The following is a 23,910-nucleotide window of genomic DNA, read 5'->3' on the forward strand; positions in this document are numbered from 1 at the left end:
CAAAGGGGCGGCAGCTCGTCTTCAAGATGCCACGACCGGAGTCCAGATCACGTCCTCGATCTTCTGCGCGCCCGTCGCCAGCATCACCAGCCGATCGAAGCCGAGCGCGATGCCGCTGGCCTGCGGCATGATGGCCAACGCGGCGAGGAAGTCCTCGTCCAGCGGGTAGCGCTCACCATAAACGCGCTCTTTCTCGTCCATCCCGATGACGAAGCGCCGGCGTTGCTCGGCCGCGTCGGTCAGTTCGCCAAAGCCGTTGGCGAGCTCGACGCCGCAGCAATAGAGCTCGAAGCGTTCGGCGACGCGCGGATCCCTCGGGCTCGGCCGCGCCAGTGCCGCCTCGGCGACCGGGTACTCGCAAAGAATGGTCGCGCGGCCGAGGCCGAGATTGGGTTCGATCTTTTCCACCATCACGCGGCTGAACAAATCGGCCCAGCTGTCGTCAGGCGCGGTGCGCAGACCGGCCTGGATCAGAGCGGCATGCAGCGCGTCCCGGTCCGTGCCGCCATCGGGCGCGACCGTGGCCAGTAGATCGATCCCGGCGTGGCGGCTGAAGGCGTCCGCCACGGTCAGCCGCTCCGGTTCGGAAAACGGATCGCAGTCGCGGCCCCTGAAAGAGAAGTGCGTGGCCCCTGCCCGTGTCGCGGCCAACGCCAGCAGATCGGCGCAGTCGCGCATCAGGCTTTCATAGGTCTCGCCCACCCGATACCATTCGAGCATGGTGAATTCGGGATGATGCAAGGGACCGCGCTCGCGGTTGCGGTAGACGGCCCCCAGGCTGAAAATGCGCTGCTCCCCCGCCGCAAGCAGTTTCTTGCAGGCGAATTCCGGCGAGGTGTGGAGATAAAGCGGCGAGCGGGCGCCATCCGGCCCGACCGCTTCGGTGGCGAAGGCCGCCAGATGCGCCTCGTTGCCGGGCGAGACCTGCAGCGCCGCCGTCTCCACCTCGATGAAGTCGTTGCGGGCGAACCAGTCGCGCAAGGCAGCCGTCAGCCCGTTGCGCAGCATCAGGCGCGGACGGCGGTCGGCATGGACATGCGGCGTCCACCAGGGCGACGCGGCGGTCATCAGCGCGCTTCGGTTCGCCGAGGGGGCTGGCGGTTCGCGCCAAGATGCGCTAGGCCCCCATTCAGCGCCGCGCAAGCCGGCAAACGCCAGTCAACTCTCGCAGGATTTAAAACCGTGGTGAAAGTCATCGCCAGTTCGCTCCGCAAAGGCAATGTCGTCGACAAGGACGGCAAGCTTTATGTGATCCTCTTTGCCGAAAACATCCACCCCGGCAAGGGCACGCCCGTGACGCAGCTCGATATGCGCCGCATCGGCGACGGGGTGAAGGTGTCGGAGCGCTACCGCACCACCGAACAGGTGGAGCGCGCCTATGTCGAGGAGCGCGAGCACACCTTCCTCTACGCCGATGGCGAAGGCTATCACTTCATGAACCCGGAAACCTATGACCAGGTGGCGGTGTCTGAAGCCGTGGTCGGCGATGCGGCGCCCTATCTGAAGGAAGGCATGCCGGTGCAGGTGTCACAGTTCAACGGCATCGCGATCGCCCTGGTGCTGCCGCAGCGCGCCACCTTCGAAGTGGTCGAGACCGAGCCGACGACCAAGGGCCAGACGGCATCGTCTTCCTACAAGCCGGCCGTGCTTTCCAACGGCGTGCGCACCACCGTGCCCCCGCACATTGCGCCTGGCACCCGCGTCGTGGTGATGACGGCGGACGGGTCCTATGTGGAGCGGGCGAAGGACTGAGCGAAGCAGAGGCATTGTTGCCGCCTCGGCATTGATGCCCCGCCGACACGGCACAAAGTAGCCTCGCAGTCTCGCTGACCGCGATCACGACCTGGCTGGCGTTCTTGTCCTTTTTGCCTCGACCTTGGCGGAACGCCGTTCAATTGCGACCTCCACCTCCCGCTTCAGCCGATCCTTGATTTCAACCGTCTCGCTCATCAGGGCCTCGATCTTCAGGAAATCGAGGACGCGGTATTTCGACACCGCCGGGCGGACCAGTATGTCGGGCTGGCACTGTTTCAGCTTGTTGGCGATGATCGACTGCATCATCAGCTGCGTGGCGCCGAACATCAGGTCGACGGAGGTCGGCTGCTTGCGGTCGGCCTCTTCCGGCGCGCCAACCACGTCGACGCCGATGATGATATCGGCATCCTTCTCGATCAGGTCGAAGGGCACGGGGTTGTAGATGCCGCCGTCGATCAGCAGCCTGCCGTCGCGCGTCACCGGACGGAAGACGGCAGGAATGGCGGCAGAGGCAGCAAGGGCGGAATGCAGGTCGCCATCGTCGAACACGGCGAGCTTGTGGCCGAAATAGTCGGTTGCTGTCACCTTCAGCGGGATTTTCAATCCGGCGAAGGATTCGGGAATAGCCTCGGGCAGAAACGCCTTCAGGATGCGCTCGACATTGAACTGGCTGACGCGGATGCCATTTTGCATGGCTTCCGCGATCGTGCCCGGCCGCGCCCGCCACATGCGGCTCGCCACCTCGGCGCGGCGGCCGAGGATCGAGCGGGCATAGTCGTGGATATCCTTGCCGGTCATGCCCGAGGCCATGCCGGCGCCCATGATGGCGCCGATCGACGAGCCGGCTATCGCCACCGGCTTGATGCCGAGCTCGTCCAGCGCCTCGATGACATGGATATGCGCCAGACCGCGCGCGCCGCCACCGCCGAACGCTATGCCGAAAGTGGGGCTCATCCCTTGCCGGCTCCCGCCAGCGGCGGCCCGACCACCATGATGGTCGGCTCGGTCGTCAGCAGCTTCTTCGCCGCCGCCTTGACCTGATCGATCGTCACCGCGTTGATATAGCCGGCCCGGCGCTGCATATAGTCGATGCCGAGATCGTCAATCTGCAGCTCGACAAGCGTGGCGGCGATGGAACTCGACGAATCCAGATTGCTGATCGCATAGGCGCCGATCAGATATTTCTTGGTCGCCGCCAGTTCGGCTTCGGTCGGGCCATCCACGGCCAAGCGCTTGGCGACGTCGCGCACGATGGCGAGCGTCTCGGCCGCGCGATCGGAGCGCGTACCAGTGGTGACGATCAGCGCATTGGCATGGTCCTGGTTGACCAGAGAGGAATTGACGCTGTAGGCGAGCCCGCGCTTTTCGCGCACCTCCTGGAACAGGCGCGAGGTGAAAGTTCCACCGCCGAGGATCTCATTCATCAGCACCGCCGGGAAGAAATCCGTCGCCTTGCGCTTCACGCCCGGCCAGGCGAGCTGCAGCGATGTCTGCGGCAGGTCGTAATTGACCTCGATATGCTGCGCCAGCTTGGGCTCGATATCGGCTACAGGAGCGAGCGCCTGGTCCCGCGGCAAGTCGCCGAACACCATGTCGAGCTTCTTCTTCAGGGTCTCGGGGTCGATGGCCCCGACCACGGCGACATGCAAGCCGCCGCGCGCGAACACCGCCTTGTGCAGGGCCTCGAGATCGGCCTGCGTGACGGCGGCGATGCTCTGCCTGGTGCCCTGGTCGGAACGCGAATAAGGGTGGTCGCCATAGACGGCGCGCGCCCACCGGTTCTGCGCCACCGTGTCGGGATCGTTCTCGTTGGCGATGATGCCGGACAGGACCTGCGCGCGGATGCGGTCGATCGGCGCCTGGTCGAAGCGCGGCTCATTGACCGCCAGACGCAACAGGTCGAAGGCTTCGTCGCGCTGTTCGGCCAGCATGCGCATGGAACCGTAGATGCCATCGCGGGTCTCGTCGAAGCTCATTTCGGCCCCGGCATCATCGAGCTTGATCTGGAAGGCTTCCGAGTCGAGCGGGCCGGCACCCTCGTCGAACAGGCCGGTCATCAGGTTGGCGAGACCTTCCTTCCCCACCGGATCCTGCGTCGAGCCGCCGCCGAAGACGAAGCGGACGGCGACCACCGGCACGGAATAGTCCTCGACCAGCCAAGCCGTGACGCCTTTCGAGGAGGTAACGGACTGGATCTCCATGGCGCGGGCGGCAAGCGCCGGCAGAACCAGGAAGAGCACGGAGAGGAAGAAGGTTGCGAGGGCGTGGAGGGCCTTCCCTTCTCGCGCGAGGGGAGAAGGGGGAGCCTGGCGGGGAGACGTCAACGCGCCGCTAAACTGGTTCGTCATCATCAATTCCCCGCCTGTTGCTGCGGCAAGAGATAGCCGGTCGTCGAGCGGGCCAATACCAGATAGCGCGCGGCAACGGCCTTGACCTCGTCAGCGGTGACCTTGCGGATGCGGTCCGGCCATTGCTGCACATCCTGGACGTTGCCGCCGGTGGCAAGCGTCGAGCCATAGATGTTGGCCATGGAATCCTGCTTGTCGCGAGCAAAGATCATCGACCTGACATAGCGGTCCTTGGCTTTTTCGAGCTCGTCCGGGGTGACGCCGTCGCTGGCGATGCGTGCCACTTCCGCATCGACCGCGGCTTCGACGTCGGCCAGCTTGGCGTCACCGCGCGGCGCGCCGTAGACAGTGAAATTGGTGTCGTCGAGCATGGTGCCCTGGAAGTACGCACCGGCGCCGGAAGCAATGCCCTGCTTGACGACAAGGGCTTGGTAAAGCCGGCTGCGGTTGCCGCCGCCGAGAATCTCGGCCAGCAGGTCGAGCGCCTCGGCCTCGCCCGGCTTGGCGGTATGGTAGGATGGCACCACCCATTGCGTCGAGAAACTCGGCACGCTGACGCGAGCATCGGAAAGCGTGACCGTGCGCCTGGTGTTCTGCTCCGGCTCGACCGGGCGGACGCGCGGCGGCAGGTCCGGCCCGCGCGCCACCTTGCCATAGGTCTTCTCGGCCAGCGCCTTCACCGTGTCCGGTTCGACATCGCCGGTCACGATCAGCACGACGTTGTTGGGCCGGTAGTATTTGTTGTAGAACGCCACCGCGTCGGTGCGGTTCAGCTGCTCCATCTCCTGCATCCAGCCGATGACCGGGATGCGATAGGGCTGGTTCTGCCATAGCGTGGCATCGACCTCTTCGTCGAGCACGGCCTGCGGATTGTTGTCGATGCGCGAGCGGCGCTCCTCCAGGATGACATCGCGCTCGGTCTTGATGACGTCATCGGTGAGGATGAGGTTGCGCATGCGGTCGGCTTCGAAGCTCATCATCAGCTCGAGCGCCGACGGTGCCACCGTCTCATGGAATGCGGTGTAGTCGTAGGAGGTGAAGGCGTTGTTGGAGCCGCCAATGTCGGAGACGGCGCGGTCGAACTCGCCGGCCGCGTGGTGGGCCGTGGCCTTGAACATCAGATGCTCGAAGAAATGGGCGATGCCGGATTTGCCCGGCGGCTCGTCGGCGCTGCCGATCTTGTACCAGACCATGTGGGTGACGATCGGCGCGCGGTGATCGGGAATGACGACCACTTCCATGCCGTTGTCGAGCAGGAAGTCCGTGACCTTGAACTCGGCCGGCACTGTGCTTGGCAATACGGGGCCGTCCGCCAGGACGGGGGCGGTCATGAACAATGCCAGCGACGTCGCCAGCAGCGTGGCCCGAAGCCATTCAGTCCTTGATGTCATCGATGGCTCCGGTTTCATGCAGCGACGATAGGCAAGGCGCTGGCGACAAGCAAAGTGAATTGTTGGTCATGTTGCCGGCAAAGGCGGCGGCAAAGAGGCCACGGCTGAAAGCAGGCCTCTCAGGCAGCTTCGATGAAGCGGATCACGGTCTCGCCATAGTTGCGCTCATCAAGCACGGAAAAGCCCGGGCCTGGCTCGAAGGGAACCACCGCCGTCTCCTCGACCACACAGAGTGCGCCTGGCCGCAGCCAGCCGCCGGCCTGGGCCGACCGCAGGGCTAGCTCGCCAAGGCCCTTGCCATAGGGCGGATCGGCAAAGACCAGGCCGAACGGCGCCAGCGTGCCCGCCTCGCCAAGGCCGGTTGCGTCGCGGCGGAAGATCTTGGTGCGTCCGGTCAGGCCGAAGGCTTCGACATTGTCGCGGATCAGACCACGGCCCTCGGCCGATTCCTCGATGAAGACGCCATAGGATGCCCCGCGCGACAGGGCTTCCAGGCCAAGCGCGCCGGTGCCGGCGAACAGGTCGAGCACGCGCGCGCCGTCCAGTTGCCCGGCAAAGCGATGCGCCAGGACGTTGAAGACGGCCTCGCGGGTGCGATCGGTCGTCGGGCGGATGGCGCTGCTGCGGGGCGTCGCCAGCGGACGCCCGCGAAACTCACCGCCGACAATTCTCATCTTGTCCGGGGGCCCTTGGGGCCGCCGCGCGGCCGCTCGCCGCCACCGGCGCCTCCTGGACGTTCGCCACGCGGCTTGCCGAACGGTTTCACGCCACCTGGCTTGCCGGCGGGCTTGCCATAAGACGGCTTGAACGAGGCCTTGCGTGCCTTGTTCTCGGCCGCCTTGGCCGCATCGGCCTCCGCCCTGCCCTTGCCGATCGGCCGGGCTCCCGGCGCCATCCAGACATTGGCCTTGCGCTGGCCCGGCGGCTCGATCGGCCGTTGCTCGCGTTCGGGTTTCTTGCCGCCGCCACGAGGCTTGTCACCGAATCCGCCGCGCGGCTTGTCGCCAAAACCTCCGCGCGGCTTATCGCCAAAGCCGCCGCGCTCCGGTCGCGGACCGCGATCGCCGAAGCTCTTTTCTGGTCTCTCACCCCTGTCGGGGCTCGTCGACAGTTTGCCGAGCGCCTCGTCGCGGCTGCCTTCCCGGCGTTTGCGGTTCTTGATCAGCCCGCCCTCGCCGATCGGCCGGCGCTCGCCATCTCGCGTAAACTTCGGCCGTTCGGGCTCGACCTCACGCACTTCGGTGCGCCGCACCGGCTGGTTGGAAAACGGTTTTGTTATCTCGGCCTCGAAATTGGCGCCGGATTCCTCGACCAGGCGCTCGCCGAGCTGGTCGCGCAGCACCCGGCCCTTGATCTCCAGAACATGGCCCTCGGCGAGATCCTCGAGCTGGAACGGACCGTAGGAGATGCGGATCAGCCGCGTGACGTCGAGGCCGAGCGCGCCGAGGATGTTCTTGACCTCACGGTTCTTGCCCTCGCGCAGACCGATCGTCAGCCAGGCGTTGGAGCCCTGCTCGCGATCCAAGCTGGCTTCGATGGCGCCGTAGAAGACGCCGTCGACGGCAATGCCCTCGCGCAGGCCGGCGAGCGCGCTTTCCTCGACCTTGCCATGAACGCGCACGCGGTAGCGGCGCAACCAGCCAGTGGCCGGCAGTTCGAGTACGCGCGACAGGCCGCCATCATTGGTCAGCAGCAGCAGGCCTTCGGTGTTAATATCGAGGCGGCCGATGGTCATCAGCCGCGGCAGTTCGGCCGGCAGCACGTCGAAGACGGTCTTGCGGCCTTCCGGATCGCGGTTGGTGGTGACGACGCCGGCCGGCTTGTGGAACAGGAACAGGCGCGTACGTTCGATCGGCGGGATTTCCATGCCATCGAGATGGATGATGTCATTGGGCATGACGTTGAACGCCGGCGAAGCCAGCACCTTGCCATTGACCTTGACGCGGCCGGCGGCGATCAACTCCTCGGCGTCGCGGCGCGAGGCGAGCCCGGCGCGTGCCAGCCGCTTGGCGATGCGCTCGCCGGCTTCTTCCGTTGCTTCGGCAGGCCGCGAGCGCGGCTTGAAGCCCCCGCCAGACGCGCCTTGCGGCCGATCACCGGAATCACGCTTGGGTCTGTCGCCGCCAAAGTCACGCTTTGGACGGTCAGCGAAATCCCGCTTCGGACGATCTCCGAAATCACGCTTGGGACGGTCGAAGCGCTTTTCACCGCCCTCCGCCGAAGTAGAGACCGGACGGTCGCCACGCGGCGCGTAGGGCTTGCGTGGTCCCTCGCGCTTCTCATAGGGCTTGCGTTCGCCTTCGGCTGCCATCGGGCGGTCGCCGCGCGGCGCGTAGGGCTTGCGTGGTCCCTCACGCTTTTCATATGGCTTGCGCTCGCCTTCGGCCGCCATCGGGCGGTCGCCACGCGGCGCATAGGGCTTGCGCGGGCCTTCGCGCTTTTCATAAGGCTTGCCTTCGGGGCGCGGTCCCTTGCTGAATGGCCTGTCGCCGCCCTTGAAGTCCCGCTTCGGCCGGTCGCCGTCGGCGTCCATCGGCCGATCGCCACGTGGCGCATAAGGTTTTTTCGCAGCAAAGGACGGCTTCCCGCCCTTGCCGGCATCGCGGCCACGTGCACCTGCCGATTTCGGGCCACTCCTGCCCGGGCCGGCTTTGCGCGGTGATTTCTTGTCGTTGTCGTCCATGTGGCCTTTGTCCGTTTGCGCTGCTACAGCGTGGCGCATCCGTTCGGCGCGCAACGAACGCTGTAGCACTTTTGATTTGGCGCATGATCATTTCCGAAAATCGAGTCCGATTTTTCGGGTTGATGCGCTCCATAACAGGATCACCGCCGGGTGGCGAGGATATAATGGGAAGACAAACCCCTTGAAGAGGCCGGATTTCATGGCCCTGGCGCTAAAAGAGGCCGAAGCGGCAGCCTTGCGTGGCGAAGTGCCGGTCGGCGCGGTCATCGCCAATGGCGGCGCGGTTATTGCCAGTGCCGGCAACCGCACGCGCGAGCTTGCGGACCCGACGGCCCATGCCGAGATGCTGGTGATCCGTGAAGCCTGCGGCAAACTCTCGAGCGAGCGGCTCACCGGCCACGATCTCTATGTCACGCTGGAGCCCTGCGCCATGTGCGCCGGGGCAATCTCCTTCGCCAGGCTGCGCCGTCTCTATTTTGGTGCGGCCGACGAAAAGGGCGGCGCCGTCGTCAACGGCGTGCGCTTCTTCGCCTCTCCGACCTGCCACCACACGCCCGACATCTATCCGGGCATGGCCGAGACCGAAGCAGGCCTGCTGCTGAAGGATTTTTTCAGGGGACGTCGAGACTGAGCCAAGGCCGCCGCAAGACCTGGGCGACTTGTTCTTACTGCAACCAGTCGAACCAGCCGCCCTTCTTACCCTCGGCCTTTGCCTTGAGAGCGCGTTCTTTCTTGTACTCGTCTTCGCCGAGTTCGTTCTGCGGCGCGGCATCGGAGGCGACACGGTAGGCCAATGGCGGCTCGCTGAGGTATTTACGCGTGTTCGGATCGCCCTGCTTGCTCTCGGCAAGGCGGCGCTGGATCTCGGCGGCGCGGCCCTTGTCGGAATCGGCGGGTTTCCACGCCGGCGGGTGGCTGGATCCTGATTCCTCCATCGCCCTTTTCACCGAAGCCGGATCCGTCTGCACGTCATCGACGATCTCCGACTGGTAGGCCGGATCATTCTGGTGTGCGGTGGCGTCGGCGCGCAGGCGCGCGCGGCGCTGCTCGGGCGATTCGGGCCAACCGGCGTTTGCCGTCTGGATGCTTTCCTGCGGGGCAGGCAGCGCTTCCTTCTGGCCAGGTGCCGGCTTCACCAGGGTGGGACGTGGCTTGTAGTCGATCGGGTCCTTGCGCTTCGGCGCGAAGGAAACGGCGCCTGTAAGATCGCCGGCCAGCTGCTCGGCGGCGGTCTTGTCGGTGCCGTAGGTCGGAGAGCCCATGCAGCCGGACAAAGCGACGCCCGATGCGACAAGCGGCGCCAGCAGCGCAAGGCGCGCGTTATATCTTTCGGTCATGCCAAAAAGTCCCACTCTAGACAACCTCTCGATCGCACCGGCCTTGTGTCCGGTCCCCATCGTGCAAGCACTTGCGACGGAAATCCGGCGACAATTTGTCTTCCGGAGTTTCGCGTGTTTACCTCAACCACTCGTTAAGGGCAACGCACGGGCGGGTTTGCACCCGCGCGGCGTGGCATTTGTGCACTTCTTTGGGCGACAGGCACTAGAGCCTTCCCAGCGCTTTCAGTTCGTGCAGCACCGCGGCATCCCGTGCCGAAACATCCGGGAACTCGGAATCCTGCCCGACATCGGCGGTGTAGCGCCAGGAACGCGCGCATTTGACCAGGCCGCGATCCTCCGCTTTCTCGACGACCACGGCAACGCCCTTGACATCATCGAGGGCGAAGGCGGTTCGCGGGGCCTCGCCATGGGCAATGACGAGATCGCTGGTGATGGCCATTTCAGCCATGTCGACGTCCGATATCGCCGCCTCGAGCGCCGCATCGTTGATCGTGACCACGGGGACAGCCTCCAGCGAGGAGCCGATCACCTTCTGGGCACGCGCAATCTCGAGCGCGCCGGTGACGACGCGGCGCACCTGCCTGACCTTGCGCCATTTCTCCGCCAGCGCCTCGTTCCTCCAACCCGCAGGGATTTGCGGGAACTCGTCGAGATGCACCGACACCGCATCGGGATGACGCTCGAGCCACGCCTCCTCCATGGTGAAGGGCAGCATCGGCGCCAGCCATTTCACCAGGCAGTCGAAGAGATGGCGCACCACCTGGACCGAGGCCTTGCGCTTCACGCTCGACGGGCCGTCGCAGTAGAGCGCGTCCTTGCGGATATCGAAATAGAAGGCCGACAGCTCGACCACCATGAAATCGAGCAGTGCGCGTGTGATGCGCTTGAACTCGAAGGCGTCGTAGCCCTGGCGTACCACCTCGTCGAGTTCGGCCAGCCGGTGCAGCATCAGCCGCTCAAGCTCCGGCATCGTCTCCAGGGGAACGACCTCACCATCGTCATGGGCGAGCGTGCCCAGCATCCAGCGTATGGTGTTGCGCAGCTTGCGATAGGCGTCGATGTTGGTCTGCAGCACGTTCTTGCCGAGGCGCTGGTCTTCCCAATAGTCGGTCGTCACCACCCAGAGCCGCAGGATATCGGCGCCGGACTGCTTGATCACATCCTGCGGCACGACCGTGTTGCCGAGCGATTTCGACATCTTGCGCCCATCCTCGTCCATGGTGAAGCCATGGGTGACGACGGTGTCGTAAGGCGCCCTGCCCCTGGTGCCGCAACTTTCGAGCAGCGAGGAGTGGAACCAGCCGCGATGCTGGTCGGAGCCTTCGAGATAGACGTCGGCCGGCCACTTCAGGTCGGGCCGGTCTTCCAAGGTGAAGACATGTGTCGAGCCCGAATCGAACCAGACGTCGAGAATGTCCATCACCTGCTTCCATTTGGAGGCATCGTGATTGCCGAGGAAGCGCTCCTTGGCGCCGGGCGCGAACCAGGCGTCGGCGCCTTCCGCCTCGAAGGCGTCCATGATGCGGCGGTTGACGGCCTCATCCTTCAGCACATTGCCATCCTCGTCGGCGAAGACGGCGATCGGCACGCCCCAGGCGCGCTGGCGCGACAGCACCCAGTCCGGGCGCTCCTCGATCATGGCGCGAATGCGGTTCTGGCCGGCGGCCGGGACAAAGCGCGTTTCGTCGATGGCCTTCAGCGCGCGGCCCCGCAGCGTGGTGCCGTCGCCGAGGTCCTTGTCCATGTAGACGAACCATTGCGGCGTGTTGCGGAAGATGACCGGCTTCTTCGAACGCCATGAATGCGGGTAGCTGTGCTTCAGCCGGCCGCGCGCGAACAGCGCGTTGCGCTTGATCAGCTCGTCGATGACCGCCTGGTTGGCGTTGCCCTTCTTGCCATTGTCGTCGATGACGCGCGCGGCTCCGCCTTCGCGGTCCGGGCCGAGGCCCGGCGCGTCCTTGGTAAAGAAGCCGGCATCGTCGACGGTGAACGGGATTTCGGTGTCGATGCCACGTTGGCGCAGCGCGGGCGCTGCGTCCATCCAGGCATCAAAGTCCTCCCGGCCATGGCCGGGCGCGGTGTGCACGAAGCCGGTGCCGGCATCGTCGGTGACATGGTCGCCGGCAATCATCGCAACCGGGAATTCATAGCCGCCACCGAGGCCCTTGAAGGGATGCGAAAGCACAAGATTTCCAAGCTGTTCGGCGCTGATGCCGTGAAGACGCTTCAAGATGACCTTGGCCTTGGCCTGGCTTTCCTCTGCCAGCGCATCGGCAAAGATCAGCTTCTCGCCTGGCTGCGGGCCAAACGCATTCTCGGCCGCCGTCACTTCGTAGAGACCATAGGCGACACGCGGCGAATAGCTGACGGCACGATTGCCCGGGATGGTCCACGGCGTCGTCGTCCAGATGACGACATGAGCATCCAGCAGGTCAAGCGACCGGCCGCTCAGGTCCGGATCGAGCTCCGCCGGCTGCCCGTCCACGACACTGGCGACGACGAGATTGGCCACCGGAAACTTCGCCCAGATCGTGTCGGACTCGTAATCCTGGTACTCGATCTCGGCCTCGGCGAGCGCAGTCCGCTCGACGACGCTCCACATCACCGGCTTGGAACCACGGTAGAGCTGGCCGGACATGGCGAACTTCAACAATTCACCGGCGATGCGCGACTCGGCGTGGAAGGCCATGGTCGTATAAGGGTTCTTGAAGTCGCCGATGACACCGAGACGCTGGAACTCTCCACCCTGCACCGAGATCCAGTGCGCGGCGAATTCACGGCATTCCTGGCGGAATTCGTTGACCGGCACCTCGTCCTTGTTCTTGCCCTTGGCGCGGTATTGTTCCTCGATCTTCCATTCGATCGGCAGGCCGTGACAGTCCCAGCCGGGCACATAGTTCGAGTCGTAGCCGCGCATCTGGAATGAGCGGGTGATGACGTCCTTGAGGATCTTGTTCAGCGCGTGGCCGATATGGATGTTGCCGTTGGCGTAGGGCGGACCGTCATGCAGCACGTATTTTGTGCGCCCCGCCGCGCTCTCGCGCAGCTTGCGGTAGAGGTCCATGTCCTGCCAGCGCTTGACCAGCACCGGCTCCTTCTCGGGCAGGCCGGCGCGCATCGGAAACTCCGTCTGCGGCAGATAAAGGGTCTTCGAATAGTCGATCGTCGATTGGGTTTCGTCGGTCATTGGTCTGCCATGTGCATGCCGGGCCACGTGGCTTGCGGCGTGAAACTCTATTTTACACGCATGCCGTTCCCAAAAAGGGGCCCACTCGGGGCGACATGCTTTGATGATCTGGAAAAGCGCGAGAGGCCGCGCGCAATATTCCCGGCGGCTCCTACAGCCTTCAGGCTGCTGGGAACACCGGGCTGGTAATTCGTATCGTCGGCGCGTGAAGGCGCAAAAAGCTCGTCATTGCTGGGCTTTTAGCGGAGAAGAGCGCAGGAATAAAGCGTCTCGTTCGATTCGCTTACATCTTGAAGTCGAAGCGGTAGGTGGTCGACACGCCGACCATGAACTGGTTGCGGTCGCCACGCTCCCTGACCAGGCTGGAATCGGCGGCCGGACCCTCCAGGCGCGAATATTCGCCAAACAGGCTGGCAGTCATCGGATCGGTCACCTTCCAGGTCACCGCGCCACCGAGGCCGACGGATTTCAGGCCGCCGCCGGGATTGTACTGGCTCAGGCCCGAGGCCACGGCTTCCTGCGCGTTGACACCGTAATAGGCATCGAAATAGTTCGCCGAGGCGAACGACACGCGCGGGCCACCCGAGATCCTGACGGTTGGCGTCAGGTCGTAGAAAGCATCAGCGGCGATGTCGGCGACAAAGCCGTTATGGGCTCGGATGCCATGCCGCAATTCCGCGCGCGCGCGCATCCAGTCCGTCGGATAGAATTCGAAGAAGCCGCCGACCTCGCCGCCCCAGCGGACCGGGTCGAGCCCCCTGAGCTCGTCGGCATCGCCGTCGTCGCGCGAGAACAGGAACTTGCCGGTCAGGCCTGCACGGACGCCGCCGTCGTCGACAAGCGCCAGCGAAATATTGTCGTTGCGTGAGGTGAAGCGAGCCGCAGGGCCGGCCTTGCCCAGCGAAATGATGGGCTGGGCGCTCAGCATGTATTTCTTGCCGCCTTCGAAATTGGGCGCCACCAGGCCGGTCGCGCCGACCGTCAGATACCAGTCGCCGGACAGCCAGCCGAAAGCGCCATCACCGGCTTCGGCCGCGCCTGACATGGCGAGCACGACAGTAGCCACGGCTACAGAAATCTTCCCGACCTGACTCATGGTCACTCCACTAACACGATACAACTGCCCTGCGGCGACAGCTTTGACGAGGCTTTGGTAAAATTTGATTTAAGGGCAAGACATCCAGCGCGCATTGCCTGCACCATCGCGCCCGCCATCGGCTGGACGCGGGTCGGCGCCGAGGGTAACCTCCCTGCATGCTGGGGGTCCTCTATGGAGGTGGCGACATGACCTTGCACGGCGATACTCTGAAGAACGCGATCGGCCGGACGCGTGACAAATGGGGATGGTTCGTCGGTCTGGGCGTGGTGCTGCTGATCCTCGGCGGTGTAGCCTTCGGCAATCTGTTCATCGCCACGGTGGCTTCCGTCTACGTTGTCGGATGGCTGATGCTGGTGGCCGGCATCATCGAGATCATGCATGCTTTCGGGGTCAAGACCTGGGGCCGCTTCTTCTACTGGCTGCTCAGCGGACTGCTTTATGCGGTCGCAGGGTTCTTCGCTTTCGACAATCCGCTGCTCGCCTCGGCGGTGCTGACCTTCCTGCTGGCCATCGCGCTCGTAGCTTCCGGCGCGCTGCGGGCCTGGGTCGGCTACAGCCACCGTCCGGAGCGCGGCTGGGGCTGGATTGTCGCGGCGGGCGTCATCAGCGTGCTCGCGGGCCTGATCATCGCCATGGGCTGGCCGGTCAACAGCCTGTGGGTGCTCGGACTGTTCCTGGCGATCGACCTGATCTTCCAGGGCTGGACCTTCATCGCCGTCGGCCTTGCGTTGAAGAAATAGGAACTCGTTTCCCCTTTCGGGATCATGCTTCAGAACGCCACCGCGGCGTCCAGGCCGGAGAGCGGCTTGACGCCGCCAAGCAGCGCGCGGGCCTCGGCTTCATCGCGCTTCATCTGCACGACCAATGCGTCGAGCCCGTCGAACTTGATCTCGCTGCGCAGGAAGCCGAAGAACGACACCTCGCAAGTCTCGCCATAGAGATCGCCGGAAAAATCGAAGACGAAGGTTTCCAGGAGCGGCGCGCCATTGTCGTCGACGGTCGGGCGGCGGCCAAAGCTGGCGACGCCGTCGTGCAGCGTACCGTCCGCGCGACGGAAGCGGACGGCGTAGATCCCTTCCTTGAGCGTGGCTTCCGCCGGAAGCCTCATATTGGCTGTGGGAAAGCCGAGCGTTCGCCCGAGTTGCTGGCCGCCGACAACCTCGCTTTCCACCGTAAAGCGATAGCCAAGCAGACCGGCGGCCTCGGCCACCTCGCCCTTGCAAAGCAAGGCACGGATGCGGCTCGACGAAACCACCTCGGCGCCTTCGTCGCGAAAGGCGTCGACGAGGGTAACACCGAAGCCGTGGCGCTCGCCGGCAGCCATCAGATAAGCCGGCCCGCCCTGGCGGTCCTTGCCGAAATGGAAATCGAAACCGGTCACGGCGTGGGTAATGCCCAGCGCCCTCTCCAGCACATCGGTGACGAAGGCTTCCGCCGACAGCGAGGCGAAGTCGCGCGTGAAGGGCTGCTCGACGAGCGCGGCAAAGCCCAGCAGCGACAGGAGGCGCGCCTTCATCGGCGGCGGCGTCAGCACGAAAAGCGGCAGATCAGGCCTGAAAACCGTTCGCGGGTGCGGTTCGAAGGTCAGCACCAGGGCCGGTACGCCACGCCGCACGGCCTCCGCCAATGCCCGTTCGAGCACGGATTGATGGCCGCGGTGGACGCCATCGAAATTGCCGATCGCGACCACGCCCCCTCGCAGATCGGCGGGCAGCGGCGCGGTTGTCGTAAGATGCTGGAACGCCACCATTGCCACCTACTGCAGTCTTGCGATCACGGCCACCGGACGATAGCCGTGCCGCTCCAGGAAGAGCCCGAGCTTTGCCGGATCCGGCCGGGATGGATCGCCATAGTCGCGGGCATGAATGCCGCCAGAGACATAGAGGACGTCGAAACCATTGTCGGCAGCGCCCTTGACGTCGGTCATCATGCCGTCGCCGATTGCCAGTATTCGCGAACGCTCAACCGACCGGCCGAGGATCTCGGCCACCTCCTTCATCGCGACCTCGTAAATCGGCGCGTAGGGTTTTCCGGCGATCAGCGTGCGACCGCCGAGCTGCGCGTAGTCGCGCGCGAGCGCGCCGGCGCACCAGATGATCCGTTCGCCGCGTTCCACCATGATATCGGGATTGGCGCAGATGAACGGCAGGTTCCTGGCGCGCAACCGGCGCAGCAGTTCCGTATAGTCGTCGGGTTTTTCGACCTCGTCGTCGAACAGTCCGGTGCACACGACGCCGGCGGCCTCGAACTCCTCGACGAGTTCTACATCGAGGCCGTCATAAAGGGTCAGATCGCGGTCGGCGCCGATGTGGAAGACCTTGCGCGGGCCCTCCGCGATCAGATCACGGGTCACGTCGCCCGAGGTCACCACACGGTCATAGGCTGATAGCGGGACGCCGATCACGCTCATCTGCTCCACGACATCGGCGCTGCGGCGCGGCGAATTGGTGATCAGAACGACAGGAGTGCCGTCCGCCCTTGCCGCCGCCAGCGCAGCCGCGGCTGCCGGAAAATGCCATTCGCCATTGTGCACCACCCCCCAGACATCGCAAAAAATTGCCGAATAGGCTTTCGAGACGTCTTCGAGCGAGCCGACGATTTCAGGCGAATCCGCCATGCCGTTTCCTTCAGTGTGATCGTTGCGGTTACAGCGGCCGACGGTTCCCCGCGGCCGGTTCGAATTATCCGAACCGGCCCATGCTGTCACCAGCTTTCGCCTTGATCGGCGCGAATTGCGGCGCAAGCCGCGGCCTTGATTGGTTAGCGGTTGGTGAAGCGCCGACCAAGCAATAGAGCGGTTTCCCAAACCCGTCCTTCAGCGTTTTGTGGAAAGCTGGCGCCGGCCGAGAATCCGTCGGCGGGGGCCGCTGCAAGCATGTTTGAAATCTGGCGTCAGTTCCGCCGCGACAGGCGCGGCAACTATGCTCTCATGACGGCTGTGGCGATGGTGCCTCTGATGGGCGGCCTGGCGATCGCGGTCGATTTCACGGAAATGAACCGTGAAAAGCAGATGGTGATGAACGCGCTCGACGCCGCCAACTTCGCCACGGCCCGCCGGCTGACGGAAGGCGCCACCGACGATCAGCTGAGAGCCTACGCGCTCGACTTTTTCAACGCCAATTTGAACAGCATCGATCCCGCCAAGGCGACGCTCAATCTCACATTGCCCAGCAGCACCGCTGGCGGCGGAACAATGAAGATTTGCAGCACCTTGACCTACGATCCTTATTTCCTGCCGACGGCGAAGATACTGCTCGGCGGCACCGGCGAAACCGATATCGGTTTCACTGCATGCTCGGAAGTACGGCTGAAAAATACGCTGGAGGTTGCCCTGGTGCTCGACAATTCCGGATCGATGGTCACGCCCGGCACCGGCTCAGGACAAAAGCGCATCGATCTGCTCAAAACAGCGGCCAAGCAACTGGTCGACACGCTTGCCCAGCAGGCCGCGATGATCAAGCAGGTCGACAGGCCGGTGCAATTCGGCCTCGTGCCCTTTGCCGCCTCCGTCAATGTCGGCCCCGGCAACGGCAACGCCTCGTGGATGGACACCGAGGGTCTGTCGCCGGTATCGAACGAGAATTTCGACTGGTCGACGCTGAACGGCGCCAACAAATACGCCCAGCAGACCAACGGCATCTGGTACAAGCGTGGCACCGGCTGGGGAACCGAGGAAGGCCAGATGCTGACCCGGTTTTCGCTTTATCGCGACATGAAGGTCGTCACCAACCACGAGCGTGTCGTCAATAGCAAGCGCGTGGTCTGCGACGCATACAATTCGAACAACACCTGCAAAAGCAGCCACAACGAATATGACTATGTCGATTCCTACGGTCCGTTCGCCAGTTGGCAAGGCTGCGTCGAGGCACGGCCCTACCCTTACAATATCAACGACGCCACGCCGTCCGGTGGCTCGGCCAACACCGGCATCGGGGTCGGCGATCCGGCAACGATGTTCGTGCCGATGTTCGCGCCCGACGAACCCGGCAATCACTGGAGACTCACCCAGGACCCCGACGAGGCCGCACCGGTAACTTATGGTGCCATCAACAGCTGGTGGAACGACGATCCATCAAGCAGCAGCGGCCAATCGCGGCTGCGCAACATGGCCAAATATTTCCAGCCGCGGCCGATCGATGCGCCGGCACTGCCTGCCGGCAACGGGCCGAATTACAGCTGCACCACCAACCCGATCACGCCGCTGACCGATGTCAGCGTCGCCGACGGGCTCACCTCGATCAAGGCGGCGATCGACCTGATGCAGCCGAATGGCGGCACCAATGTTCCCGAGGGCATGGCCTGGGGCTGGCGGGTGGTCTCGAGCGGAGAGCCGTTCACGCAAGGGCGCCCGGAAACCGAAAGAGGCAACGACAAGGTTGTGATCGTGCTGACCGACGGCGCCAACACCTATTATACGCCATCCTCGCTGGGCTATTCCGACCCCGCCAATTCGAAATCGACCTACGCGTCCTTCGGCTACCTCAACCCCGGCTACAACGGCACCTCGGTCGGACGCCTGTTCATGGGCACATCGAGCGCCATCGGTCAGTTCGACTATTCGAACGGCAACTACACCAATGCCCTCAACGAGCAGATGGCCACGCTCTGCAACAACGCCAAGGCAGCCAACATCATGGTGATGACGGTGGCGCTCGACCTGTCGACGACCAAGGCCAGCGACAAGCTGGCGATCGATGCGCTGAAATCCTGCTCGTCGAATTCGCGCTTCCGCAAGGATGCGACGGATCCGAGCAAACCGGCGAAGCTGTTCTGGAATGCGACCGGCGCCAGCCTGGCAAACGATTTCAAGGAAATCGGCAACGAGCTGTCGAACCTGCGCGTCGTCGGCTAACCCGAGTTCGTTCCCCTGGCGCAACGCCCGGCGCCGTCAAGCCCTTGCGGGCGCCTGCGGTGACAGGCACAGATTGGCCGCTCGCATGGTCTCTCATCCATCGCGGCAGGCTGGGGAACGAACAATGCCCGATACCGCCAACCATCTCGCCTTCGCGCTGGTCTGCCTCGGCATGGTGCTGACGCCGGGTCCGAACATGATCTATCTGATCTCGCGCTCACTGTCGCAAGGGCCGAAGGCCGGACTGATCTCGCTTGGCGGGGTTGCGGTCGGATTCCTGTTCTACGTGCTGTCGGCCGCGTTCGGCATCACGGCGCTGCTGATCGCGGTGCCTTATGCCTATGATGTGCTGCGCTTTGCCGGCGTACTCTACCTCTTGTGGCTGGCCTGGCGGGCCGTGAAACCGGGCGGACGCTCGCCATTCCAGGTGCGCGACCTGCCGAAGGACCGGCCGCGCAAGCTGTTCGCCATGGGATTGATGACCAATCTGCTCAATCCCAAGGTGGCCGTTCTCTATCTGTCGCTGCTGCCGCAGTTCATCAGCCCCGGCAAGGGCCATGTCCTGTCGCAGCTTCTGGTGCTGGGCGCGACGCAGATATCGATCAGCCTCAGCGTCAACGCCGTCATCGCGCTGACGGCCGGCTCGATCGCCACCTTCCTCGCCGGACGCCCGCTGTGGCTGGTCATCCAGCGCTGGATGATGGGAACCGTGCTGACGGCGCTGGCGCTGAAGATGGCGACCGACGCGCAGCGCTGAAGCGTCACATCGGCCGGCGCAGCGGCCGGATCTGGGCCGGCTCGACCACCTTGCGGTAGAGATGCCAGGTCGCGTGGCCGAGGATCGGCATGACGACGGCGAGACCGGCAAACAGCGGGATCGAGCCGATCACCAGCAGCACCGCGACGATGAGGCCCCATAGCGCCATCTGCAGCGGATTTGCCATGACCGCGCGCGCCGAGGTCTCTATCGCCGAAACGGCGCCGACATCCCGATCGAGCAGAAGCGGAAAAGCAACGACCGTGGTCGCCAGCACAACCACCGCGAAGACCAGGCCGGCCGCGTTGCCGAGAAGGATCAGCCTCCAGCCCTTGCTGGTCGTCAGCACATCGCGCAGGAAGGCCCCGACCGAAGCCGGCGGCTCGCCGCCGAAAAGGCTGGTGTAGATCGACTGCGCCGTGAACAGCCACAACAGGAACAGCGCGAACAGCATGATGCCGATAACCGCTATCGAGGGCAGCGCCGATGAATGGCGAACATCGAGCGCATGCCGCCAGTTGGTGTTCATGCCGAGCTCGCGCCGGCGGCTGATCTCATAGAGTCCGATCGCGGCGAACGGCCCGACCAGGGCAAAGCCCGACATCAAGGGATAGACGAGCTGGATGGCGTTGGAGCCGGACGTCCACTGCGTCAGGATCAGGCCGGCGACCGGATAGATCAGGCACAGGAACACGTAATGCGAGGGCTTGGCCCAGAAGTCCTCGGCGCCAAGCCTGAGCGCGTCCCAGAGGTCCGCCGTGGAAATTCGGCGGACCGCTGGTTGCACATGCATCCCGTACGCGTCCGCCATGACATGAAACCCGGCCATAACCTTCCTCCGTTTTTCTCGGGGGGCGGTCACCGCCTAGGGTGGCTGCCCGTAGCTGCCACTTCAAGAACGCTCGCATGATAGCCGATCTTCCCGGGATTGTCGCCCGCGTCTCATAAGGTTTGCTGAGCGGTCATCGTCTGGCGAACCACTGAGTTCATTTTAGAATCCATGCATTTTAGCTATTGCTTAAATTACTCGTAGAGACCCAGAGCGTATCACCTGAGCTTTACAAACGTTGGCGAGGGGCGATGTTCACATTGAAGGGCTTCTGGTCTTGCGAACGCGGCAATTTCGCCATGGCGACCGCCGTAGCCTTGCTGCCGATAATGGCTGTCGTCGCCGGCACCCTCGACCTGACGGGCACGAGCGATGACGCCGCGCAACTGCAGAACTCGCTGGACGCGGCTGGCCTTGCCGTCGGCACCAAATACCTGCCCAGCATGAGCGCGAACGATGTCCAGGGGCTTGGGCTGACATTCTTCGCAGCCAATTTGAGCATTGCCGACCAACAGGAATATTCAGACAGCGTTTCCGCCTTTTCGGCCACCGCCAGCGGCGATCCGAGCGCCTATTACATCTCGCTGTCGTCCGGCATCAACCGTCCGAGCTTCATCAACGGCGCTGCCCCCTGGCCAGCTCACCGGTCGGCGACGGTCAAGATGCACCCGGGCGCCCAGGCCTGCGTGCTGGCGCTCGATCCGCATGCGTCGGCGGCGGTGAGCCTGCAAGGCTCGACCGATGTCGCCATGAGCAACTGCGTGATCGCGGCAAACTCGGACGCGTCCGATGCCGTCAGCAGGGGCGGTTCCGCGCAGGTCTCGGCGGGCTGCGTATCGGCCGTCGGTGGCACTTCCGGGCTTTCTCCGCCCGCTGCCAATCTCACCTGCGGCACGCCGCTCGAACATCAATATGCGTCCTTCGATCCCCTGGCCGACATCGTCCCTCCCCCCTACACACTTTGCCTGCCGGTGCCGAACGGCAAAACCTACACGCTGTCGCCCGGCACCTATTGCGACAAGACATTGTCAGGAAACATCACGTTCAACCCGGGCGTCTACATCTTGCGCGGCGTCACCCTGAAGCCGGGCGGGAATGGCAGCCTGAGCGGCCAGGGCGTAACCATATTCCTCACGGAAGGGGCACAGATCATCATAAATGCCAATGAAAAGGTGAACCTTTCCCCGCCCACCAGCGGACCTTACGCCGGCATCACCATCTTCCAGAGCCGCGGGAACGTTTCGGCCTTGACCCTGAATGGCGGCGCAAATTCCGTGATTAGCGGATTCGTCTATGCGCCTGACGCGGCCGTTTCGTTTGCCGGCAATTCGGACATGAGTGGTCAGGGGGACTGCCTGAGGCTTGTTGGCTTGACCGTGCAGATGACAGGCAACTCTTCCATCAAGACCGACTGCACGGCGGTGTTCGGAAATCGAGAGATGTACTCCAGCCGCCTCATCACGCTTGTGAACTAGGGGCCGCTTCGATCGAGATTTTTCACCGCCTGCCCGGCAAAAGCCATGATCGGGACCGAGTCAGGCACGCATGACCACTTCGAAAATCGATTGCGATCAGATCGCGAACTTGAACAGGCGCACCTGGCTCAAGGCGGCTGGGCTCAAGGCGGCTGGCCTGGCGGCCTTGCTTGGGCTTGCCGCCTGCAGCACCGTCTCGCTGCCGACAGGGCAAGGCGCCGGGGTTTCCTCCTCGGCAACCGGCACGCTGGCAAGCCTGCGCGCCACGGCCGGGCGCGGCCCGCTGACCCCGGACGCGCAGTTGGAGCAAGCAGCATTGCAGCAGGCCGGCTACATGGCGCAGCGTGAAAACATGAGCCACACCACCGGCTGGGGCAAGGATTTCGCCTCGCGCATGAGGGACAATGGCGTGCACGGTGCCGCGGCCGAGAACATCGCGGCCGGCCGTTTCGACCAACAGAAGCTGTTCGATATCTGGATGCATTCGCAGGGACACCGGCGCAACATACTCGATCCGGACTTCAACCGCTTCGGACTTGCCTATGTCCGTGACGGCCGCGACCCCAACCTGCGCTACTGGTCGCTGGTGCTCGGCAGGTAGCAAAGACATCGCCGGCAGCGGACATCCGCTGACGAGCAGCCGCTACATCAGTCCATATGAGCGGCAGGCGCGCCGCCGGCCGGCGCTGTTTTCGGCTTGCGCAGCAGGAAGACGAACGGGATGGCGGCCAGCGTCATGATCATCAGGATTTTGAAGTCGTTGACGTAGGAAATCATCATCGCCTGCAGATTGACCATGCGGTCGACCTGCGACAGTGCCGTCGGGTCGCCGCCGGCGGCCGCCGGCGAGACCGCCCAGAGATTGGGATTGAACGGGTTGATGAAGGTTGAAAGCTCGGCGTGGTTGATCTGCGTGTTGCGCACCAGCAGCACGGTCACGACCGACACGCCGATCGACGAGCCAAGATTTCGCACCAGGCTGAACAGCGAGGTTGCATCGGTGCGGTAGCGGGCGTCGAGCGTGGCGAAGGCAACCGTCGACAGCGGCACGAACACCATGCCCATGCCGAGGCCCTGGATCACGCCGGAGCTGAGGATCAGCCAGTTATCCATCTGCGGGGTGAAGCTTGCCATGGTGTAGAGCGACTGCGCGGTCAGGAGGAAACCGATGACGACGAGAATCCTGGCATCGACCTTGCCCATGATGCGCCCGACGACGAGCATCGAAATCATGGTGCCGACACCGCGCGGCCCGATGACGATGCCGATGGTGACCGTCGGATAGCCGAAGATGGTCGACAGCATCGGCGGCAGCAGCGACATCGAGGCCAGGATCAGCACGCCCATGACGAAGATGAACGCCAGCCCGGTGACGAAATTGCGATCGAGGAAAATCTTCGGATCGATAAACGGATGTTCCGATGTCATCGTGTGGATGATGAACACCCAGAAGCCGGTGAGCGAAAGACCGAGCTCGATCCATATCTCGACCGAGGAAAACCAGTCAACCTCGCCACCGCGATCGAGCATCAGCTGCAGGGCGCCGACGCCGAGCGATATCATGGCAAAGCCGAAGAAATCAAAGCTGCGCACCCGCCGGGCAACCGCCGGCAGATAGGCCGCCATGCCAAGAAAGGCGACGATGCCGACCGGCAGGTTGATGAAGAACACCCAGCGCCAGTTGAAGTTCTCGGTCAGCCAGCCGCCGAGCGTGGGGCCGAGGATCGGTCCCAGCATGATGCCGGCGCCCCATATTGCCATCGCCTGACCATGGCGCTCCTTGGGGTTGATGTCGAGCAGGAAGGTCTGCGACAGCGGCACGATCGCGGCGCCGAACACACCTTGCATCAGCCGGAAAAGCACGATGGTTTCCAGGCTCCACGCCACGCCGCACAACATCGAGAAGATGGTGAAGCCAACCACCGCCGTCAGGAACAGTTCCTTGCGGCCGAAACGGTCGGCGAGCCAGCCGGTGACAGGCGTCATGATGGCGGCGGCGACGATGTAGGAGGTCAGCACCCAGTTGATGTTGTCGGGCGAGGCGCCGAGATCGCCGGTCATGGTCGGCAGCGCGACGTTGGCGATGGTGGTGTCGAGCGCCTGCATGACCGTCGCCAGCATGAGCGCGACCGTGATCAGGCCACGATGCGGCACTTCTTTGAATGGTTCGGACGTGCTCATGGCGCAGAACTTC

Annotated in this window: 20 protein-coding genes; 7 read left to right on the forward strand and 13 right to left on the reverse strand. The window is 64.0% G+C overall.

Annotated features, from left to right (window positions below; translation table 11 throughout):
- Positions 1 to 21: 21 nt before the first annotated feature.
- The gene (gene epmA, locus LB554_RS03495) at positions 22 to 1,068 is read right to left on the reverse strand and encodes an EF-P lysine aminoacylase EpmA (protein ID WP_224583126.1); all 1,047 of its coding nucleotides are present in this window, start codon (positions 1,066 to 1,068) and stop codon (positions 22 to 24) included.
- A 114-nt stretch (positions 1,069 to 1,182) separates the two neighbouring features.
- Between epmA and efp the strand changes: the two genes are divergently transcribed.
- Positions 1,183 to 1,752, forward strand: a complete 570-nt coding sequence (gene efp, locus LB554_RS03500) for an elongation factor P (protein WP_015318353.1) — start codon at positions 1,183 to 1,185, stop codon at positions 1,750 to 1,752.
- Between the two features lie 84 nt (positions 1,753 to 1,836).
- On the opposite strand, the gene LB554_RS03505 is transcribed toward efp, so the two are convergent.
- The 5 genes from LB554_RS03505 to LB554_RS03525 form a co-directional block, all read right to left on the reverse strand.
- A complete protein-coding gene (locus LB554_RS03505) occupies positions 1,837 to 2,709 on the reverse strand; it encodes a patatin-like phospholipase family protein (protein WP_140617132.1) in 873 nt (290 codons plus the stop codon).
- The gene (locus LB554_RS03510; RefSeq protein ID WP_224583127.1) at positions 2,706 to 4,103 is read right to left on the reverse strand and encodes a M16 family metallopeptidase; all 1,398 of its coding nucleotides are present in this window, start codon (positions 4,101 to 4,103) and stop codon (positions 2,706 to 2,708) included. Before LB554_RS03510 ends, LB554_RS03505 begins: the two co-directional genes overlap by 4 nt.
- A 2-nt stretch (positions 4,104 to 4,105) precedes the next feature.
- Complete coding sequence (locus LB554_RS03515; RefSeq protein WP_224583129.1) at positions 4,106 to 5,494, reverse strand: M16 family metallopeptidase; 1,389 nt, start codon at positions 5,492 to 5,494, stop codon at positions 4,106 to 4,108.
- A gap of 119 nt (positions 5,495 to 5,613) precedes the next feature.
- Positions 5,614 to 6,168, reverse strand: coding sequence for a 16S rRNA (guanine(966)-N(2))-methyltransferase RsmD (gene rsmD, locus LB554_RS03520; RefSeq protein ID WP_015318357.1), 555 nt, complete (start codon positions 6,166 to 6,168; stop codon positions 5,614 to 5,616).
- On the reverse strand, positions 6,165 to 8,177 hold the full coding sequence (locus LB554_RS03525; RefSeq protein WP_224583130.1) for a pseudouridine synthase: 2,013 nt from the start codon (positions 8,175 to 8,177) through the stop codon (positions 6,165 to 6,167). The genes rsmD and LB554_RS03525 overlap by 4 nt, the downstream gene beginning before the upstream one ends.
- Before the next feature lie 181 nt (positions 8,178 to 8,358).
- Here LB554_RS03525 and LB554_RS03530 point away from each other — a divergent pair, with 181 nt between their 5' ends.
- On the forward strand, positions 8,359 to 8,808 hold the full coding sequence (locus LB554_RS03530) for a nucleoside deaminase (protein ID WP_041163474.1): 450 nt from the start codon (positions 8,359 to 8,361) through the stop codon (positions 8,806 to 8,808).
- Between the two features lie 34 nt (positions 8,809 to 8,842).
- Here LB554_RS03530 and LB554_RS03535 read toward each other — a convergent pair whose 3' ends face one another.
- The 3 genes from LB554_RS03535 to LB554_RS03545 form a co-directional block, all read right to left on the reverse strand.
- The gene (locus LB554_RS03535) at positions 8,843 to 9,514 is read right to left on the reverse strand and encodes a hypothetical protein (protein WP_224583131.1); all 672 of its coding nucleotides are present in this window, start codon (positions 9,512 to 9,514) and stop codon (positions 8,843 to 8,845) included.
- A 205-nt stretch (positions 9,515 to 9,719) separates the two neighbouring features.
- The gene (gene ileS, locus LB554_RS03540) at positions 9,720 to 12,704 is read right to left on the reverse strand and encodes an isoleucine--tRNA ligase (RefSeq protein WP_224583132.1); all 2,985 of its coding nucleotides are present in this window, start codon (positions 12,702 to 12,704) and stop codon (positions 9,720 to 9,722) included.
- Between the two features lie 283 nt (positions 12,705 to 12,987).
- Positions 12,988 to 13,800 carry a MipA/OmpV family protein gene (locus LB554_RS03545; protein WP_015318362.1) on the reverse strand — a complete coding sequence of 271 codons (813 nt, stop codon included), beginning with the start codon at positions 13,798 to 13,800 and terminating at the stop codon, positions 12,988 to 12,990.
- A 188-nt stretch (positions 13,801 to 13,988) separates the two neighbouring features.
- On the opposite strand from LB554_RS03545, the gene LB554_RS03550 reads away from it, so the two are divergent.
- A complete protein-coding gene (locus LB554_RS03550; RefSeq protein ID WP_015318363.1) occupies positions 13,989 to 14,543 on the forward strand; it encodes an HdeD family acid-resistance protein in 555 nt (184 codons plus the stop codon).
- Positions 14,544 to 14,572: 29 nt separating this feature from the next.
- Here LB554_RS03550 and LB554_RS03555 read toward each other — a convergent pair whose 3' ends face one another.
- A complete protein-coding gene (locus LB554_RS03555; RefSeq protein ID WP_224583201.1) occupies positions 14,573 to 15,553 on the reverse strand; it encodes a bifunctional riboflavin kinase/FAD synthetase in 981 nt (326 codons plus the stop codon).
- A 6-nt stretch (positions 15,554 to 15,559) separates the two neighbouring features.
- Entirely contained in the window at positions 15,560 to 16,420 is an 861-nt protein-coding gene (locus tag LB554_RS03560; protein WP_224583133.1) for a TIGR01459 family HAD-type hydrolase, read from the reverse strand.
- Positions 16,421 to 16,678: 258 nt separating this feature from the next.
- Between LB554_RS03560 and LB554_RS03565 the strand changes: the two genes are divergently transcribed.
- Complete coding sequence (locus LB554_RS03565; protein WP_224583134.1) at positions 16,679 to 18,655, forward strand: TadE/TadG family type IV pilus assembly protein; 1,977 nt, start codon at positions 16,679 to 16,681, stop codon at positions 18,653 to 18,655.
- Between the two features lie 124 nt (positions 18,656 to 18,779).
- The gene (locus tag LB554_RS03570; RefSeq protein ID WP_224583135.1) at positions 18,780 to 19,412 is read left to right on the forward strand and encodes a LysE family translocator; all 633 of its coding nucleotides are present in this window, start codon (positions 18,780 to 18,782) and stop codon (positions 19,410 to 19,412) included.
- A 4-nt stretch (positions 19,413 to 19,416) separates the two neighbouring features.
- Here the strand turns inward: LB554_RS03570 and LB554_RS03575 are convergent, their stop codons facing one another.
- A complete protein-coding gene (locus LB554_RS03575) occupies positions 19,417 to 20,241 on the reverse strand; it encodes a DUF2189 domain-containing protein (RefSeq protein ID WP_224583136.1) in 825 nt (274 codons plus the stop codon).
- 251 nt (positions 20,242 to 20,492) lie between these two features.
- On the opposite strand from LB554_RS03575, the gene LB554_RS03580 reads away from it, so the two are divergent.
- Both LB554_RS03580 and LB554_RS03585 read left to right on the forward strand, forming a co-directional pair.
- On the forward strand, positions 20,493 to 21,716 hold the full coding sequence (locus LB554_RS03580; protein WP_140617257.1) for a TadE/TadG family type IV pilus assembly protein: 1,224 nt from the start codon (positions 20,493 to 20,495) through the stop codon (positions 21,714 to 21,716).
- A 70-nt stretch (positions 21,717 to 21,786) separates the two neighbouring features.
- The gene (locus LB554_RS03585) at positions 21,787 to 22,317 is read left to right on the forward strand and encodes a CAP domain-containing protein (RefSeq protein ID WP_181171209.1); all 531 of its coding nucleotides are present in this window, start codon (positions 21,787 to 21,789) and stop codon (positions 22,315 to 22,317) included.
- 47 nt (positions 22,318 to 22,364) lie between these two features.
- Here the strand turns inward: LB554_RS03585 and LB554_RS03590 are convergent, their stop codons facing one another.
- Positions 22,365 to 23,897, reverse strand: coding sequence for a DHA2 family efflux MFS transporter permease subunit (locus tag LB554_RS03590; protein WP_224583137.1), 1,533 nt, complete (start codon positions 23,895 to 23,897; stop codon positions 22,365 to 22,367).
- Positions 23,898 to 23,910 lie beyond the last annotated feature (13 nt).

The organism is Mesorhizobium sp. CO1-1-11 (genome assembly GCF_020164995.1).
GTDB classification, from domain to species: Bacteria; Pseudomonadota; Alphaproteobacteria; order Rhizobiales; family Rhizobiaceae; genus Mesorhizobium; species Mesorhizobium australicum.

Bases quoted from the DNA above. Each gene is read 5' to 3' on its own strand.
- rsmD (WP_015318357.1), bottom strand. From the start codon at position 6,168: ATGAGAATTGTCGGCGGTGAGTTTCGCGGGCGTCCGCTGGCGACGCCC.
- LB554_RS03550 (WP_015318363.1), top strand. From the start codon at position 13,989: ATGACCTTGCACGGCGATACTCTGAAGAACGCGATCGGCCGGACGCGT.
- LB554_RS03590 (WP_224583137.1), bottom strand. From the start codon at position 23,897: ATGAGCACGTCCGAACCATTCAAAGAAGTGCCGCATCGTGGCCTGATC.
- LB554_RS03545 (WP_015318362.1), bottom strand. From the start codon at position 13,800: ATGAGTCAGGTCGGGAAGATTTCTGTAGCCGTGGCTACTGTCGTGCTC.
- LB554_RS03585 (WP_181171209.1), top strand. From the start codon at position 21,787: ATGACCACTTCGAAAATCGATTGCGATCAGATCGCGAACTTGAACAGG.
- LB554_RS03580 (WP_140617257.1), top strand. From the start codon at position 20,493: ATGTTCACATTGAAGGGCTTCTGGTCTTGCGAACGCGGCAATTTCGCC.
- LB554_RS03565 (WP_224583134.1), top strand. From the start codon at position 16,679: ATGTTTGAAATCTGGCGTCAGTTCCGCCGCGACAGGCGCGGCAACTAT.
- LB554_RS03535 (WP_224583131.1), bottom strand. From the start codon at position 9,514: ATGACCGAAAGATATAACGCGCGCCTTGCGCTGCTGGCGCCGCTTGTC.
- LB554_RS03525 (WP_224583130.1), bottom strand. From the start codon at position 8,177: ATGGACGACAACGACAAGAAATCACCGCGCAAAGCCGGCCCGGGCAGG.
- LB554_RS03570 (WP_224583135.1), top strand. From the start codon at position 18,780: ATGCCCGATACCGCCAACCATCTCGCCTTCGCGCTGGTCTGCCTCGGC.
- LB554_RS03515 (WP_224583129.1), bottom strand. From the start codon at position 5,494: ATGACATCAAGGACTGAATGGCTTCGGGCCACGCTGCTGGCGACGTCG.
- LB554_RS03505 (WP_140617132.1), bottom strand. From the start codon at position 2,709: ATGAGCCCCACTTTCGGCATAGCGTTCGGCGGTGGCGGCGCGCGCGGT.
- LB554_RS03560 (WP_224583133.1), bottom strand. From the start codon at position 16,420: ATGGCGGATTCGCCTGAAATCGTCGGCTCGCTCGAAGACGTCTCGAAA.
- epmA (WP_224583126.1), bottom strand. From the start codon at position 1,068: ATGACCGCCGCGTCGCCCTGGTGGACGCCGCATGTCCATGCCGACCGC.
- ileS (WP_224583132.1), bottom strand. From the start codon at position 12,704: ATGACCGACGAAACCCAATCGACGATCGACTATTCGAAGACCCTTTAT.
- LB554_RS03555 (WP_224583201.1), bottom strand. From the start codon at position 15,553: ATGGTGGCGTTCCAGCATCTTACGACAACCGCGCCGCTGCCCGCCGAT.
- LB554_RS03575 (WP_224583136.1), bottom strand. From the start codon at position 20,241: ATGGCCGGGTTTCATGTCATGGCGGACGCGTACGGGATGCATGTGCAA.
- LB554_RS03510 (WP_224583127.1), bottom strand. From the start codon at position 4,103: ATGACGAACCAGTTTAGCGGCGCGTTGACGTCTCCCCGCCAGGCTCCC.